The organism is Filimonas lacunae, from assembly GCF_002355595.1.
GTDB lineage: Bacteria > Bacteroidota > Bacteroidia > Chitinophagales > Chitinophagaceae > Filimonas > Filimonas lacunae.
The window spans coordinates 3,845,600-3,863,705 of the sequence record NZ_AP017422.1 but is presented as its reverse complement, the minus strand read 5'-3'; the positions used below and the strand labels follow the sequence as shown (position 1 = coordinate 3,863,705).

The 18,106-nt window shown below is 43.5% G+C and carries 7 protein-coding genes; 5 read left to right on the top strand and 2 right to left on the bottom strand.

The window, feature by feature from the left end:
- Positions 1-19: 19 nt before the first annotated feature.
- Together FLA_RS15285 and FLA_RS15280 are read right to left on the bottom strand one after the other, a co-directional pair.
- The gene (locus FLA_RS15285; protein WP_076377835.1) at positions 20-394 is read right to left on the bottom strand and encodes a co-chaperone GroES; all 375 of its coding nucleotides are present in this window, start codon (positions 392-394) and stop codon (positions 20-22) included.
- Between the two features lie 9 nt (positions 395-403).
- Positions 404-940, bottom strand: coding sequence for a hypothetical protein (locus FLA_RS15280; protein ID WP_144263997.1), 537 nt, complete (start codon positions 938-940; stop codon positions 404-406).
- A gap of 206 nt (positions 941-1,146) precedes the next feature.
- Here FLA_RS15280 and FLA_RS15275 point away from each other — a divergent pair, with 206 nt between their 5' ends.
- The 5 genes from FLA_RS15275 (at position 1,147) to FLA_RS15255 (ending at position 17,947) form a co-directional block, all read left to right on the top strand.
- Positions 1,147-2,226 (top strand): hypothetical protein, encoded by a 1,080-nt coding sequence (locus tag FLA_RS15275; RefSeq protein ID WP_076377838.1) that lies wholly within the window; start codon positions 1,147-1,149, stop codon positions 2,224-2,226.
- Positions 2,227-2,418: 192 nt separating this feature from the next.
- Positions 2,419-4,884 (top strand): TonB-dependent receptor, encoded by a 2,466-nt coding sequence (locus FLA_RS15270; RefSeq protein WP_076377840.1) that lies wholly within the window; start codon positions 2,419-2,421, stop codon positions 4,882-4,884.
- Positions 4,885-5,179: 295 nt separating this feature from the next.
- Positions 5,180-8,698, top strand: a complete 3,519-nt coding sequence (locus tag FLA_RS15265) for a response regulator (protein WP_076377842.1) — start codon at positions 5,180-5,182, stop codon at positions 8,696-8,698.
- A 661-nt stretch (positions 8,699-9,359) separates the two neighbouring features.
- The gene (locus FLA_RS15260; RefSeq protein ID WP_076377844.1) at positions 9,360-10,373 is read left to right on the top strand and encodes a PorP/SprF family type IX secretion system membrane protein; all 1,014 of its coding nucleotides are present in this window, start codon (positions 9,360-9,362) and stop codon (positions 10,371-10,373) included.
- Between the two features lie 65 nt (positions 10,374-10,438).
- A complete protein-coding gene (locus FLA_RS15255) occupies positions 10,439-17,947 on the top strand; it encodes an MBG domain-containing protein (protein ID WP_076377846.1) in 7,509 nt (2,502 codons plus the stop codon).
- Positions 17,948-18,106 lie beyond the last annotated feature (159 nt).

The following is an 18,106-nucleotide window of genomic DNA, read 5'->3' as shown; positions in this document are numbered from 1 at the left end:
CTTTTGTCTTGTATACTATTTATAGATCTTCTTCTCTTTCCAGCATCAGCACTGCACTTTGCGGAACGATATAGTATTTGTCATCTTCATATACTATTTCCGTAGCGCCACTTAACAGGAAGATAGCCAGGTCGCCTTCACGGGCCTGTAAAGGCACATATTTCACCTGTTCTTCACTATTGCCCCGCCACGATTCATCTTCTACCGGCATGGGAATAGCGTAGCCCGGGCCGGCTTTAATTACATAGCCCTGTTGTACTTTCTCCTTTTCCTGTACGCCGGGTGGCAGGTATAAACCGCTTTCTGTACGCTCGTGTTGTTTAGACGGACGTATTAACACACGGTCACCAATTATAATCAGCTTTTTAAACTTGTTGTCTGTTGTCAATCGCATAGTTCTCTGTTATCCTGCTACTTTTCTGCCTTTCATTTCTCTCTTTTCCACTTTGGAATTGTTGGCCACACTTTTCTTAATCTGTAAGCGTGCTTCGGAACCAGAAGGCAGAATATAATATTGATGTCCATCGTAATTAATGGCACCTAAGTCGCGCCCCCACGAATCGGCATACAAAGTATAAGCAGCATGGCTATCCCTTTGCAGCTTGCCAAAGGTAAGGTGTTTGCCATCTCCCATTTCAAACGACACATCTATTTTGTCGGCATAGGCTTTTGTGCAAACGCCAGGTGTGTTCTTTTTCAGGGTAATAATATTTACATATTTCCCGTTTTCAAACTTTACCACACCGGCGCTCACTTTGGTAGAGCCGGATGCTACTTCCCGTTTCAGTTCCACATCCCTGTCTACGTAATATTGAATTTTGGTAAGATCAATGCCGTTGGCTTCTACATTGGCGCGAACGGGTGGGGTAAAATACGTTTTAGGGGTGCTACACGCCGCAAATGCTATTGCGGTAAAGGTGGTCAGGATTACTTGTTTCATCTGTTTGCCTATTAGCAGTGTTCTAAAAATCATTATTGTGATAGCAAAAATGCATTATTAAGACCTGTTTTCGGGAAAAAAGTTACTATGCGAAAAGTTAAACATCTTTAAAAGACTGCTAAAACTGCTTTTACAAGGGTGGAAATGGCCGAATATGGCGATGGGTTTACATATATTTAATTTTTATAAAATCCTAACAACCTATTATGAACACTACAAGTGGTTTCCTGAAACAATGTTTGCTTGTATGTCTGTTGTTGTTTCCAATGGTATTACATGCACAGGAGCAGATGGAATTACCTCATGGGCGGAAAAAGTTAAAGATAGATACTTTGCCTTTTTGCCAGGTAGAGGTGTTGGATAACCGGTTTGATACGGTAAGATTAGTTACATATACTAACGCGCTTGGCGGGTTTTCTTATAAGAAATTAAGTCCTTCTTTGCCAGCGGCTTTTACTTCCTGGATAACAGCCGAGACAGCACACATACCGCATAAAGCAGGGAAAATACTGATGAATGTAAAGGAATTGCGGACATTAAATGGTGATAGCAGATTGAATGCAAAGTTGGATATTTACTGGGCTGTGGGAAAAAATCAGTATGCGTATTGGTTTAGCATACATCTGTATTACGAAAATATTATGGTGAATGTGGAAAACGCCATAACGGACATGTTGAAAAACTTATTGAAAAAAGCCGGTAAGGAGTCTTTGCCGGTTGGGGGAACGCTGTTGAGTAGAGAGCTGATCAATATAAGTGCACTTGCACGTTGGCAGCAGTTGCCGGTGATGAAAGATAGTTTGCCGGCAAACGGGGAGTTTTTGCGGAACGCCCATTTTTATAATAACGATAAAACAGCGTTAACACATCTGTTGCAGTATAATGCAAAGGACAGCACCTGGCACACCGCTAAACGTAGTGGTCATTTATACCCGGAAGTAATTATCCAGAATAGACAGTATTATTACCTGTATCGTCAAAATGTGTATTTGCGCATGCAAAAAATAGAGACAGGCTTTATGGTATATATACCTTATGCTTTTCCGGATATATACACCACCATGGCTATCGACGCAGCAGGACGTAAAAACAAGGATAATGATCTGACTTCTCATGTAGGCAATAATGGGTTGCTCGCCTTTGCTGTTGCAGTGTTTATTGATGGCTTTATTTCTATCTTTCATCATCCTTATTCCGATAAAGTGAAGGAGATAAAAGCGATGGCAGCTTCGCACAATTACCGTGTTTGCGTTTACGATATGGAATCGGGGGAACTGATGTATTAAATCGCATAAAAGCCGGCATGCGAATGTTTGTTTGCATGCTGGCATTCTTTTATATGTGGGAAATTTACTTGTATGAAGCATTTTTGCCGATGAATCAGGTGGTTTTTCCCGTTGTCGTAAGGTTTGTTCCCGATTTCGTTAACCAACGGCATCTGTATCCGGTCACCTTTGCAAAAAATTAACAAAGCTAAGATGACTCAACTACTCCGTAACTCGCTTCGGGCATTTGCTATTGTATTATTGGTATTCTGTAGTTTCCTGCATGTATTTGCCCGGGAGGGGGATAATGAAAATCCGGAAAAAGGAATGATCACCGGCCAGATAACTACCGCCGATAATAAAGTAGCCGAAGGGGTGGTGGTGCGTTTAAAAAGTACAGGTAAGGTAACCACTACTAATGAAAACGGTTTTTACAGCTTCAAAAACCTACCTGCCGGCAGCTATGAAATAGAAGTAACACTGATAGGGCACGAGCCTGTTACCAAAACCATTACACTGGATAAAGACGCTAAAAAGAACAATATTTCCTTTAAACTGAATATCTCACAGGGCGAACTGGATGAAGTGGTAGTAACTGCAGGTGGCAACCGTTATAAAACCAACGGTGTATCGCCAAGTCTGCGTTTACAAAGCTCTATCCTGGAAACGCCGCAGAACATACAGGTGATCGGTTCCCAGATATTGGCAGATCAGCAGGTGTATGACATTGTGGATGGCATCACCCGTAACGTAAGTGGTGTAACCCGCCAGGGACATTGGGATAACCAATATGCCAACATTCGCATGAGAGGTTCTAAAATACCTGCTTTCCGCAATGGGATGAACATTGAAGCCAGCTGGGGGCCTACTGCCGAAGATGCTTCTATGATTGAGCGTATTGAGTTTGTAAAAGGTCCTGCAGGTTTTATGCTGGCGGCTGGTGAACCCGGTGGTTTTTATAACGTGGTAACCAAAAAGCCTACCGGTATTACCAAAGGAAATGTATCAGTAAGCATGGGTAGCTTTAGCACTTATCGTACTGCGGTGGATTTGGATGGTAAATTAAGCAAGGATGGCCGCTTGCTATACCGCTTAAACATGGCAGCACAGCAAAAAGACTACTTTACCAAGTATAACTACAGCAACCGTTATGTAATTGCACCTACTTTAAAGTACTTAGTAGACGATAAAACTTCTGTTACTTTTGAATACACTTTCCAGGGTTCTAAATACCTGGCTAATGGTAACTATTCGTTCTCTACTAAAGGTTTTGCAGATACTGGTGTTAAAAATGACTTCTTTTATGCCGATCCTTCCCTGGAGCCTGGTAAGTTGAAAGATCATAGTGTGTATGTATACCTAGATCATAAAATGAGTGATAACTGGAAAATGCACGCCCAGGTAGCTTACTTTAACTTTAGCATGGTGGCAAATAGCATATGGGCTGATCACATGACCGCTAACGGCGACATGGTGCGTGCGTTTAGCATAGGGGATGAAGCAGGTGAAAACCGCTTTGCACAAATGTCTTTCACCGGTGAAGAAAGAACCGGTGCTATCAGACACCGTATTATGGGTGGCGTTGATTTTGGTAACAAGAAGTTCTGGGGCGATTTCAGGTCACTGGATTCTTCTATTGGCTTACCTAAAGGGCAGGTGTTTAACGTATATAATCCCATATATGGTATTTCTTTCGATTCCATTCCTGCTATTGACCGTTCCAAGAGTGTTCGCGTAAGAGCGGGATCTACTACCTATGCCACAGTAGTGTCTTATGGTTCGGTATATGCACAGGATGAATTAGGATTTTTGAACGATCAGTTGCGTTTGTCGTTGGGACTGCGTTTTACCTATGCTGAAACAGTGGGTAAAACCAATACTGCTAATATAAAAGACAATGTGTTTTCTCCTCGGGTAGGTATCAGTTACTCGATAGATAAGCAAACCTCTGTATATGGCTTATTCGATCAATCTTTTGTACCGGTTTCTGGTACGGATTACTTTGGTAATGGCTTTAAACCTATCAAGGGCACTGACCTGGAAGCTGGTATTAAAAAAGACTGGATGGGTGGTCGCTGGAAAACCTCTTTAACTGCTTACACTATTACCCGTAAGAATGCGTTGGTAACTGATACAGTGGCTTCACATAGAAACGGTTCGCAAACATACTCTATACAGGTAGGTGAAACCGTTACAAAAGGTATTGAGTTTGATCTGAGTGGCGAAATACTTCCTGGTTTAAACACTACCATTAACTATGCCTATACCAATTCTAAAATCACTAAATCTACCGACGCCAAACAGGTAGGCATCTGGACTGCAAATACTGCTGCTCACATTACCAATGGCTGGTTGCAATACCGTGTTCAACGTGGAGCATTTGAAGGCTTTGGTGTAAATGGTGGTATTCAATGGCAAGCCGATCGTTACATAGGTTCTACCACGGTAGCGAATTTTCCTAATTATTTCCGTGGAGATGCAGGATTATCGTTACAGCGTGGAAAATACAATATCTCCGTGCTGGTAAACAATGTGTTCAACAATCTGAAGCTGTTAACCGCCGGTTCTACTACCAGTGCCCAGCAATATCAGAAAAACTTATACAATGCGGTTAATTACTATTCTTATATCGTAGAAGCCCGCAGAAATTTCCGTATGACCATTTCCTACAGGTTTTAACGAATAGAAACTGTTTTTAAAGCTGTTTAGCCAAAAGCGTCTCCTGCGGGGCGCTTTTGGCATTAGTAGGGGGTGCCTGAAATAAAGCTTAAAAAGCGGGCTTTTTTAAAGCGGGTTATAAGGCGGCTTTAATACGCTATAGGTTTGGTGCTTTTCTTTAATTGACAATTAAGTAGTTACAAGGATGAGGTGTAAAGGGTAGTTCTACCTTTGTTACAGCAACATATATTCATGAGAGAACTTATTCAATAGTTGTTCCGTTTGTGTATGTGCATGTTCGATTAATCTTGTAACAATGAAAAAGAATTCGCAACAGAATAATGAGAAGAGCAGGCTGGCAGCCTTGCGAAGCTACCAGGTTCTGAATGCATGGCGGGAACCAGAGTTTGACCGCTTTGCTTTGCTGGCTTCTCTCATTTGCGAAGCGCCCGCAGCAGCCCTGTCGCTGGTAGACGAACATGACGTACACTTTAAAGCTACCTACGGATGCAACTTTACTTCTGTACCCCGTAACAATAGTTTCTGCCAGTATACTATCCAGGAGAAAGGATTGTTATACATAGAAGATATCCGTAAAGACAAACGTTTCCAACACCTGTCTGAAAACGAATCTTCTTATGTGTTTTATGCAGGATATCCTTTAATAGATGCACAGGGGCATGCCCTGGGGGCATTGTGTGCAATGGATGAAAAGCCACGCTCATTAACCGAAGCGCAGAAAAAGGCATTACAGGTGCTGGCTGAACAGGCTACTGCCTTTATAGCAGAGCGTAGAAGTAAAAAAGAGGTGAACAGTTTTGAAAAACTATTTAACCTGGCTAACGACCTGGTTTGTGTGGCGGGCACCGATGGTTATTTTAAAAAGATAAACCCGGCGTTTACCGCGTTACTGGGCTGGGATGAGCAATACCTGTTACAGCACAAAATTGAACAGCTGGTTCACCCGGACGATTCCGAAAGAACCCGTATTGAATTAGAGAAAATTGGTGGCGGCAAAGCCTGTATCCATTTTACCAACCGCTATCGTACTAACAATGACACCTATGTGTCACTGGAATGGGTAAGCAATATTGACCCGGTAAGTGGTAATATTTATGCTATAGCCCGCGATGTAAGTGATGAGGTTAAAAAAGAACGTAAGCTCAGAGCCAGTGAAAAAAGCTTTCGCGATTTTTTTGAAAGTTCGCAGGGCTTAATGTGTACCCACGATCTGAAAGGGAACTTTATATCCATAAACCTGGCTGGTGCGCAAATTTTAGGCTATACCCGCGAAGATCTGCTGAAGAAAAGCTTATACGATATCATTCCCGAAGAGCGGCATAAAGGATTACAACTTTACCTGGACGGTATTGTATCTAAAGGTAAGGCCAGAGGCATTATGCAAACCCTGCATAAAGATGGCTATAAAAAGATATGGTTGTTTCAGAATGTGCTGGAACACACGGCAGATGGAACGCCTTATGTAATAGGAAACGCTACAGATATTACCCAGGCTTATTACCTGGAAGAAGATTTGAAGCGCACCAAAGAAATGATGGAGCAAAGCAGCAGCCTGGCCGGTGTTGGCGCATGGGAAGTAAACCTGATTAAGCGTACCGTGTTCTGGTCGGAAGAAGTGCGTCGTATTCACGAAACTACCAGCGATTTTCAGCCTGATTTTGAATCTACATTATTGTTTTATAGAGAAGGAGCCAGCAGAGATCGTATGCTGGCGGCGGTGAACAAGGCTGTTGAAACAGGCGAAAGCTGGGATCTGGAAGTAGAAATTACTACGCATGGTGGTAACAGGCGCTGGGTAAGAACCATAGGACATGCTGCCTTTGCAAAAGGCAAGTGCGTGCGCATTTTTGGCGCTATACAGGATGTAGATCATATTTATTTGCAACGGGAAGAATTGAAAAAGGCTAAGCGTACGGCAGAAGATGCCAGCCTGGCCAAATCGGAATTCCTGGCTAATATGAGCCACGAAATACGAACGCCGTTAAACGGTATTATCGGCTTTACCGACCTGGTGCTGAAAAGCCAGTTGAACGAGTCGCAGCAACAATATCTTTCCATTGTTAATCAAAGTGCTAATGCTTTATTAAGTATTATTAATGATATTCTTGATTTTTCTAAGATAGAAGCCGGTAAGCTGGAGTTGAATATAGAAAAATGTGATTTGTTTGGTGTGGTAAGCGAAGCGGCTGATGTGGTGGCTTTTCAGGCGCAGCAAAAAGGGCTGGAAGTATTATTGAATGTGCAGCACGATTTACCACGCTATGTACAAGCAGATGCATTACGTGTAAAACAGGTATTAATAAACCTGTTAGGCAATGCGGTGAAGTTTACCGATAGTGGGGAAGTGGAATTGAAGATAGATGCAGTAAGGCATATAGCCCCTCATAAAATGCAATTTTGTTTTCAGGTGCGCGACACTGGCATTGGAATTGCTAAGGAGAAGCAACAAGTCATTTATGAAGCCTTTCTGCAGGAAGATGCTTCTACTACTAAAAAGTACGGTGGCACTGGCTTAGGGCTGGCTATCTCTAACAAGCTGTTAGGCATGATGGGTAGTAAGCTGCAACTGAACAGTACACCGGGCGATGGCAGTACCTTTTATTTTGATATCGTACTGGAAACAGAGGCCGATAATGCTTTGCCGGAAGTAAACCTGGATGTATTAAAAAGAGTGCTGATAGTAGATGATAATGAAAGCAACCGCATGATTGTAAAACAAATGCTGTTGCTGAAAGATATCGCATCACAGGAAGCACGTAATGGCTTTGAAGCATTACAGTTTCTTGCGATGGGAGAAAGATATGATGCCATACTCATGGATTATCATATGCCTTATCTGAATGGGATTGAAACCATTCGCCAGATAAGAGATGCGTTTAAAGACCGCGCAGAGAATACCCCCATTCTATTGTTGCAGAGTTCTTCTGATGACGAAATAATCACCAGGCAGTGTGAAGAGCTGCAGGTGAATAAACGATTGGTGAAACCTATAAAAATGCAGGACTTGTACAATTCTTTATCTAAACTCACAGCAGCTGAAAAAGCGCCTGTAGAGCCAGTTACCACAGCCAATATTACTGTAATTGATGTGCCTTTAAAGGTAATGATTGCAGAAGACAACAGGGTGAACATGTTGTTGGCTCAAACAATTGTAAAACGTTTAATTCCCGATGTTTCTATTATAGAAGCGCGTAATGGGATAGAAGCAGTAGAAAAATACAAAAGCGCTGCGCCTGATATCATTTTAATGGATATACAGATGCCCCAGATGAATGGTTATGAAGCTACCATCAAAATCAGGCAAATGCAAAAAGTGCATACTCCTATTATTGCACTTACCGCTGCCAATGTAAAAGGTGAGCGGGAGCATTGTCTGGAAATTGGTATGGATGATTACATTACCAAGCCATTTGTGGAAGAAGCCTTAATGCCGGTATTAACCCAGCTGGTACGTAGAATAAAACAGCAGCCGAAAAACCATATTGATATTCCTCTGCTCAAAGAGATGTTAGGGGATGATGAAAGCTTTTTGAAAGAGTTGTTAGCTGTATCTGCTGCAGAATTACAGAAATCTGATTCTTTGCTGGTGAATTATGCGCAACTAGGGCAGTACAATGAACTAAAAGCAACGGCACATAAGTTGTACGGTACCTGTGTTAGTTCCGGAATGAGAGAACTGGCAGGACTGGCCAAAAAAATAGAGTTGCTTACCGCCGATGAGTATCCACACTCTGTAACACTGGTAGAAAATGCCCACGACGAAATTCAATTATTATTACAGGAGGTGAAAGAATACCTCGAACCTGCTTCCTGATCCAACGTAGAGATAGCGCCCGGTTGGGTGAAGCTTTCACCTGGCCGGGATTGGCTATAGAAAAGGAATGATTTTACCGCTCTATCCGATGGAGCAGTGATCAGGGCCTTTTGTGGGTATACCGTAAAATGCCGTACGCCGTGTTGTACAACGACAGCCAGTACCGGTTAAACAACTCGGTAAACGCTTTTTCATCGTTGTGGTAAATGCGTTTTACTAAACTAATATCATCCAATGCTACGTAGTCCATTGCTCTCTCAGGGGTAAAAATAAGAAAAATAGGACTACGGCTATTTTCAAAGCAGGTTGTTGGGTATTCGTGGTTGCTCCTTTTATATTGTTAGTTTTTGTAAAAAGTACACATTAGGTTATATGAAATGATTCCGTATTCTCTGTTTTAGAAGAAGATTCGGGAAAAAAGGATACTTACAGTAATTTCGCCGCGCGGTACAGGATATATAGTGTGGTTAGACAGTTTTGTAGAATGCTATTAATATTCATGTTTCCTTGCTTCTGTATGTTAATGCCTTCTCTGGCTTGCCGGAAAATCCCTGTAAACCGTTAGTAAAATACCTGGTAGTTGAGACTACATTTACCCTACTTTTAGGGGCTGAAAGCTGTAAATTGCTGCTTTTTAACCTTTGCTCGTAAAAAACTCTTCATGAATAGGACCCTGTATGCACTTTTGTGTGCCTGTTTGCTTGTGCCAGGTACCCGGATATTAGCCCAGGAGCCGCATTTTTCCCAGTATTTCTCTTCTCCTATGACCATGAACCCCGCATTTGCCGGACGTATGGTGGATGACTGGCGTGGCAGTATTAATATGCGCAGCCAATGGTGGGGACAAGCTATCAAACCGTATTACACAGTAACTGCTTCCTTAGAAAAGAAAATTGCAAAGGGGGGAGATAATCCCAGCTATTGGGGACTAGGTGGTATGGTGGTAAGCGACCAGTCTAATGGCGGTATCTTAAAAAATAACTACTTCTCTTTAACAGCTGCTTATCATATTGCCCTGGATGGCAAGGGTAAGCATATGCTTGGGGCCGGTATTATGGGCACCTATGCTAACCGGGTGTTGGATGCCAATAAATTCCTGTTTCAATCGCAGTTGGGCTCTATGGGCTTTCAGCGCAGTACGCCTGCTAATGATGGAATTACCATACAAAAGAACAACTACTTTGATATCAGCGCTGGTTTATATTATAGCTATACCGGTGAAAAGAGCGGTTTCTCTGCAGGAGGAGCTTTATTCCATGCTGCCAAACCCAAGGAGGGCGCTTATGAGAATACTACCTACAATATGCCACGCAAATACAGTGCAAACGCCAGCTACTGGTTTACCTCCGGTGTGGATAATGAAGTGCACCTGAGTGGTTTTGCTGAGTTTCAGGGAGGTAACAGTATTTATACCCTGGGTGGTGTATATAAGATAGGGGTAGGGGATGAATTGTTGCGTAGTGTGAACGTAGGGGTATTTAATCGCTTTGGCGATGCCTGGTATCCTTATGTGACACTGGAAGCCAAAAGCTGGCTGGGTGGTTTTACCTACGATTTTGTGCGGTCCGATGTAAGCAAATACGCTTCTGTACAGAGTATGGAGCTGTCTTTTGTATGGAAAATGGGGCGTAAAAACAATAGCCGGCCGTCTGCCGCTGGCGTAGTAGCTTACTAGCTGCTGCCTATTACATGAAACATAGCTGAAAAGCATATTAAACATAGAATAAGAACCCTTCTGCAATGAAACAATGTATTTATGTAAGCCTGTTGTGTATGCTTACCCTTTTTCAGGTAACAGCACAGGCGCAGGATGCCAATGGCATTTTGTACGTTAAAAAAGGCAGCACCGGAACAGGTGTCAGCTGGGCCGACCCTTTGGGTGAATTGGCCGATGCTTTAAAGGCCGCTACGCAGCTGAACGCAGCTACAGCAGGAACTGTAAAACAAATATGGGTAGTTGCCGGTACCTATTTACCTATGTATCCTGCTGATGCAGTGACTACAGGAACGGCTACTACTACAGATCGTACCAATGCTTTCGTATTGGTAAATGATGTAAAAATATACGGTGGATTTGCCGGAACAGAAACAGCGCTTACCAGCCGTGATTCTTCGCGTGTCACCAATCAAACGATATTAAGTGGTAATCTGGGTGGTACTGCTTTAGCTACTGATAACGCACAGCGTGTGGTAATTGCTGCCGGGGCGGTAGGTGCGGCGGAAATCAACAGCTTTATTGTCAGGGAGGGTTATGGAAGCGGAGGCTCTGCTATAACGGTAAACGGGATAAATATTGCTAGCGGTTTAGGTGCGGGGATCGTTTGCTACGGTGCCCCTGGGAATTTAGCCTCTCCTGTCATTGCGAATGTTACCAGTACAGCCAACACCAACGCGACTGCTGGTGGAGGATTATATTGTAATGGTGCTGCACCTGTAATAAATGATGTCATCATCAGTGAGAATAGTGCCGGCAACGGAGGTGGAATGTTTAGTACGGTAAATACTGCTCCGGTATTACACAACGTCGTGATTAGTGGCAACAGTGCTATTAATAGTGGTGGAGGAATATATATTCTTAACCCAACTGCTTTAGCTGTTTTGTCAAATGTAGTTATCAAGGGAAATACAGCTAGCGGTAATGGAGGTGGCGTATATAATACCAGTGCTCCTACGTCTTTTACGAATGTATTAATGAGCGGTAATAAGGCGGGTAGTGGCGGAGGATTGTATAATATATCAGCTCCTAATATCGTTTTAACGAATGTGACTGTTGCCGGTAACGTAGCTTCCTCTAGTGGAGGCGGATTGTTTTATAACAATAACACCCCTAAACTATACAATTGTATTATTTATGGCAATAGTGCAAGTACTGCCACCTATGCAGGTATATATCCGTCCATCACACCATCCACTACCTGTCAATATAATTTAGTGCAAGGTGCAGTCGCCAACGCTACTTATCATATACAAAGTGGTAATACGGTTGATCCGGCGTTTACAGGGGCTTCTACTGCAACGGCTCCTTTTACAGATGGTGATTATAGTTTACAAAGTAGTAGTCCGGCAAAAAATGCCGGAAACGATGCTTTATATACTGCTATATTAGATTACCCCACAACAGATCTGGCAGGTTCGGCGCGTTTTAATGGAACCATTGACCTGGGGGCTTATGAAGTGCCGCTTTTTCAGCCTCAGACCATTACAGCACTGGCAGATACCACGGTTACTTACGGGGCGGTGTTTACGAGGGCTTTTGCTACCAGTTCAGGCTTAACGGTTTCGTTGAGTTCTGCTGATAATAGTGTTGCGGAAGTATACCAGGATGCAGGTGATAATAATATCTGGAAAATAAAGGCGAAGAAAATAGGCTCAGTGGTGATAACCATGAGCCAGGCTGGTAATGCCAGTTATGCTGCGGCAACTGATAAAAGCTTTACGTTAACGGTAAATCAGGCAGACTTAACAGTTACAGCAAACGGCAGTTTAATTACTTATACCGGCGCTTCTTTTAGCGGTGGTAACGGCATTACTTATACAGGTTTTGTGAACGGGGATGATTCCACCTCCGCTTTAACAGGCACACTTACCTATAGCGGTACCTCGCAGGGAGTTAGCAGTGTAGGCACTTATGTGATTACGCCCGGAGGTTTGAATGCTACTAACTATACTATTTCCTATGCTGATGGCAGTTTGTCAATAGTGCTGGCCACTAATGCCAACGGTGTCCTTTTTGTAAAAAAAGGAAGCACCGGTAATGGTAGCAGCTGGGCAAATGCAACAGGGGAGGTAGCCACTGCGTTAAGGGCGGGGGCTATAGCAAATGGGCTAACAGCAGGTACGGTAAAGCAGATATGGGTGGCCAAAGGTACCTATCTGCCTATGTATCCTGCCAATAATGTAGCGGGTGGCACGTCCACTACCACTAACCAGATTAATTCTTTTGTATTGCTGAAAGATGTAAAAATCTATGGTGGTTTTGCAGGAACGGAAACGGATACCGCAGCCCGTGATTTCACCAGCCCTGCTAATACCAGTATTTTAAGCGGTGATTTGGGGGCAGCAGGTGATATTTCGGATAATGCTTTTCATGTGTTACTTGCCGGTGGTAATATGGGTAATGCTGTTATCAGCGGCTTTACGGTAACAGGGGGAAATGCAGGTACAACAGCAGGTTCTACTTCCGTGAATGGATATTCCTTTGGTATGGGATATGGAGGAGGTATCAGTATGGGGGGAACTGTTGCTCTTTTCATGGAGGATATGACTTTCTCCAATAACACCGGATATTACGGAGGTGCCATATCGGTCAATGGGTCAAACCCCAGCAATGTAGCCATGGTTGGATTCAGGCGTGTGAATGTGTTGAATAACACATCGCTCAATTTGGGGGGAGCTGTGTATCTGGCCTTTAGTACTGTGGATATAGACAGTGCCAATGTTAGCTTTAATACCTGTACGGGTAATTATGCAGGCGGGATGTTTGTGAGCTACGCCAGCAATGTGAATGCTACCCGGTTACATGTGAACGACAATAATGTTACTGGCACAAGCGCTGTGGGAGGTGGAATATATGTTAGCAATTCATCAACTGTGAATATGACTAACAGTGAATTGTTGCGTGATACTGCTACTACCTCCGGTGCGCTTCTGTATGAAAACTCCACCACAGCCCAGGTGTTTAAAAATGTAAAGATGAGTGGAGGTTTGGGAGGCAGTACAGGTTCTGTTGTGTATTGTAGTCCCAGTACAAACATGACCTATATCAATACCCTGATAAGCGGTAATGCAGGGTTAGCCGTTTATATGGGTTCTGGTACACATAATTTTATCAATACCACTATCAGCGGTAACGGAACCGGGATTTATCCTTTTGGGGGTACTGTTACTATTCAGAATAGCATCATTTATGGTAACACCACTGAGGGTATACAATCCGGAAGTGCCACTGTTAATATACAATACAGTACGATACAAGGTGCAACGGATGACGCTACCAATTATATTACCAGCGCCAATCCGCTATTTAAAAGTCCTTCTTCTAATACTGCACCTTTTACCAATGGCGATTACAGTTTACAAAGCAGCAGCCCGGTGAAAGATGCCGGAAATGATGTTTTATATACGGTTGTATCCGGTTATCCCACAACGGATCTGGCAGGCTCGGCCCGTTTTGATGCAACAATTGATCAGGGAGCTTATGAAGTGTCAGGTGTACAGGGGCAGACTATTACAGCGCTGGCTGATACCACAGTACTCTATGGACAGGTGTTTACCAGGGCTTTCTCTGCCAGTTCGGGGTTAACGGTTGCCTTAAGCTCTGCTGATAACAGTATTGCGGAAGTATACCAGGATGCCAGTGACAATAATATATGGAAGATGAAGGCGAAGAAAGCAGGAGTTGTGTTGATAACGATGAGCCAGGCAGGCAATGCCGGTTATACTGCGGCTGCGGATGTAACCTTTTCATTAACGATAAGTAAGGCTGCGTTAACAATTAAAGCGAATGACAGTACAGTTACTTATGCCGGAACTGCTTTTAGTGGTGGCAACGGTGTTGCTTATTCTGGTTTGGTGAATGGTGATGATTCTACTGCTGCATTAACAGGATTGTTAACTTATAGTGGCACTTCTCAGGGTGCTAAGAATGTAAACACGTATGTTATTACGCCTGGTGGCTTGTCTGCTGCCAACTATACTATTACTTATACAAATGGCACTTTAACCATTGGCAAAGCTGCATTGACGGTTACGGCTAAAGATTCCTCTAAGGTGTATGATGGTTTAGTATTCAATGGTGGAAATGGCCTTTCTTACAGCGGATTTGTAAATAGCGAAGATTCTACTGCTGCCTTAACCGGTGCGGTAACTTATAGCGGCACTTCACAGGGAGCTAAGAATGTAAACACTTATGTGATTACGCCTGCTGGCTTATCAGCTGCCAACTATACCATTACTTATGCGAACGGTACTTTAACCATTGGTAAAGCTGCATTGACAGTTACCGCTAAAGATTCGTCTAAAGTGTATGATGGTGTAGCGTATAATGGTGGTAATGGTCTTTCTTATAGCGGATTTGTAAATAGTGAAGATTCAACTGCTGCCTTAACCGGTGCGGTAACTTATAGCGGCACTTCACAGGGAGCTAAGAATGTAAACACTTATGTGATTACGCCTGCTGGCTTATCAGCTGCCAACTATACCATTACTTATGCGAATGGTACTTTAACCATCGGCAAAGCTGCATTGACAGTTACCGCTAAAGATTCGTCTAAGGTATACGATGGCTTATCGTATAACGGTGGAAATGGCCTTTCTTACAGTGGATTTGTAAATAGTGAAGATTCTACCGCTGTCTTAACCGGTGCGGTAACTTATAGCGGTACTTCACAGGGAGCTAAGAGTGTAAACACTTATGTGATTACGCCAGGTGGCCTGTCTGCTGCTAACTATACCATTACTTATGCGAACGGTACTTTAACCATTGACAAAGCTGCATTGACAGTTACCGCTAAAGATTCGTCTAAAGTGTATGATGGTATAGGGTATAGTGGTGGAAATGGTCTTTCTTATAGCGGATTTGTAAATAGCGAAGATTCTACCGCTGCCTTAACCGGTGCGGTAACTTATAGCGGTACTTCCCAGGGAGCTAAGAATGTAAACGCCTATGTAATTACTCCGGGTGGTTTATCTGCTGCCAACTATGCTATCACTTATGCAAATGGTACTTTAACTATCGGTAAAGCTTCATTGACAGTTACTGCTAAAGATTCGTCTAAAGTGTATGATGGTGTAGCGTATAGTGGTGGTAATGGTCTTTCTTATAGCGGATTTGTAAATAGCGAAGATTCTACTGCTGCCTTAACCGGTGCGGTAACTTATAGCGGCACCTCCCAGGGAGCTAAAAATGTAAATACTTATGTGATTACGCCTGGTGGCTTATCAGCTGCCAACTATACCATTACTTATGCGAACGGTACTTTAACCATTGGCAAAGCTGCATTGACAGTTACCGCTAAAGATTCGTCTAAAGTGTATGATGGTGTAGCGTATAGTGGAGGTAATGGTCTTTCTTACAGCGGATTTGTAAATAGCGAAGATTCTGCTACTGCCTTAACCGGTGCAGTAACTTATAGCGGTACTTCCCAGGGAGCTAAGAATGTAAACGCCTATGTGATTACTCCGGGTGGTTTAACTGCGGGTAACTATACTATTACTTATGCAGATGGCACTTTAACCATTGGCAAAGCTGCTCTGACAGTTACCGCTAAAGATTCGTCTAAGGTGTATGACGGTTTAGCGTATAGCGGTGGAAATGGTCTTTCTTATAGTGGATTTGTAAATAGCGAAGATTCTACTGCTGCCTTAACCGGTGCTGTAACTTATAGCGGCACTTCTCAGGGTGCTAAAAACGTAAATGCCTATGTGATAACTCCGGATGGTTTAACTGCGGATAACTACGACATTACTTATGCAGACGGTACTTTGACCATCGGTAAAGCTGCTCTTACAATTACCGCTCAAGATTCGTCTAAAGTATATGATGGTGTAGCGTATAGTGGAGGTAATGGTCTTTCTTACAGCGGATTTGTAAATAGCGAAGATTCTGCTGCTGCCTTAACCGGTGCGGTAACTTATAGCGGCACTTCTCAGGGTGCTAAAAATGTAAACACTTATGTGATAACTCCGGGTGGTTTATTGGCGGGTAATTACGACATTACTTATGCAAATGGCAGTCTGGCTATTATTAAGGCAGCGCTGACTGTGACAGCTAAGGATTCTACTAAAGTGTATGATGCTACCGCATTCGCCGGAGGTAACAATGTAAGCTACAATGGCTTTGTCAGTGGCGAAGATTCCACTGCTGCTTTAACGGGTGCTGTTACCTATAGCGGTACATCGCAAGGTGCTGAGAATGTGAATACATATGTAATTACTCCGGGTGGCTTAACGGCTGATAACTATGCTATCAGTTATGTGAATGGAATACTCTCTATTAATAAGGCGTTGGTGACCATAACGGCGGCAGACTCTGCGCGTTGCTATGGTATTGCTAACCCAGTATTCCGAATTATCTACAGTGGACTGGCAGGTAACGAAACCGAATCTGTGTTTACCAACGCAGCACAGGCTACTACAACTGCCACTACTCAGTCTGCTGCGGGTACTTATGCTATTACGGTGGCAGGTGCAGCTGCGGATAACTATAGCTTTGCTTATACCAACGGAGCACTTACGGTGAACGCTTTGCCGGTAAGTACTATTAGTGCAGGGGCAGGAACAGTATTGTGTGGTGTAAACGGTACCCGTGTGCTATCTGCATCCGGTAACTACAGTTTCGAATGGCTGTTTAACGGTACAGCAGTGCAGGGTAATGCCACTGACACCATACTGGTGTCAGCAACCGGTACTTATACTGCTGCTGCTACGGATAATAATGGTTGTGTGGCTCCGGCTACCAACAGTCTGGCTATAACCAGGTTATTGCCGGCACAACCTGCCTTTAGCTATGATTCTTATTGTGCGGGCACGGCTGTACAGTTTAGTAATGAAACTAATGTGGTTAACAGCGGTACAGTAAGTTATTCCTGGACAAGTGGCGATGGTCAGAACAGCAGCGATGCGGCTCCGCAGTTTACCTATCTGGCTGCGGGTAATTATACTGCTGCCTTAACGGTAACACCTGATGTGTGTCCTTCATTGGCGGCCACGGTAACCAAGGTGATACCCGTAGTAGTACCGGTAACAGGAGAGCAGTTGGCTACTGTGAATACAACAGCTGGTTTGCCTACAACGCTGGCTGCTCGTCAACTGACCAATGCTTCTTACAGTTGGTCGCCTTCTACAGGTTTGTCAGCTACTAATATTTATAACCCGGTAACTACTTTAGGTGCAAACCAGTTATATAATATCCGTATGGATTTCCCTTCGGGTTGTGTAACGGTGGATACCTTACTGGTAACTGCGTTTGTTACGAACGACATATTGGTTCCGAATGTATTTACTCCAAACGGTGATGGTCAGAATGATCTGTTGTATGCCAACCTCCGAGGGGTGAAACAACTGAATTACTTCCGCGTGTTTAATCGTTGGGGTAAAAAAGTGTTTGAAACTGCTGATGTGAATAAAGGATGGGATGGCCGTGTAAACGGAGAACTGCAACCTTTAGCTACCTATGTGTGGACAGCGGAAGGGGTGGATGAAAATGGAAGAACTATGCACAGGCAGGGGTCTGTAACCTTACTTAGATAGCATCCGGATAATGAACAGCCCCGATGGGGGAAATATTAAAAGGGGGCGGGTTGGCCCGGTCATGGTCGAAGATTTTTCTTCCCACTATGGCTGGGAGAACCTGCCTTTTTTGTTTTCCGGCAGAAAGTCGATCTTCGCAGCGAAATAAGCATATCCTAT

What these genes read in the sequence shown, in the direction of transcription:
- FLA_RS15275 (WP_076377838.1), top strand. Translation starts at nt 1,147, where the DNA reads ATGAACACTACAAGTGGTTTCCTGAAACAATGTTTGCTTGTATGTCTG.
- FLA_RS15255 (WP_076377846.1), top strand. Translation starts at nt 10,439, where the DNA reads ATGAAACAATGTATTTATGTAAGCCTGTTGTGTATGCTTACCCTTTTT.
- FLA_RS15265 (WP_076377842.1), top strand. Translation starts at nt 5,180, where the DNA reads ATGAAAAAGAATTCGCAACAGAATAATGAGAAGAGCAGGCTGGCAGCC.
- FLA_RS15285 (WP_076377835.1), bottom strand. Translation starts at nt 394, where the DNA reads ATGCGATTGACAACAGACAACAAGTTTAAAAAGCTGATTATAATTGGT.
- FLA_RS15270 (WP_076377840.1), top strand. Translation starts at nt 2,419, where the DNA reads ATGACTCAACTACTCCGTAACTCGCTTCGGGCATTTGCTATTGTATTA.
- FLA_RS15260 (WP_076377844.1), top strand. Translation starts at nt 9,360, where the DNA reads ATGAATAGGACCCTGTATGCACTTTTGTGTGCCTGTTTGCTTGTGCCA.
- FLA_RS15280 (WP_144263997.1), bottom strand. Translation starts at nt 940, where the DNA reads ATGAAACAAGTAATCCTGACCACCTTTACCGCAATAGCATTTGCGGCG.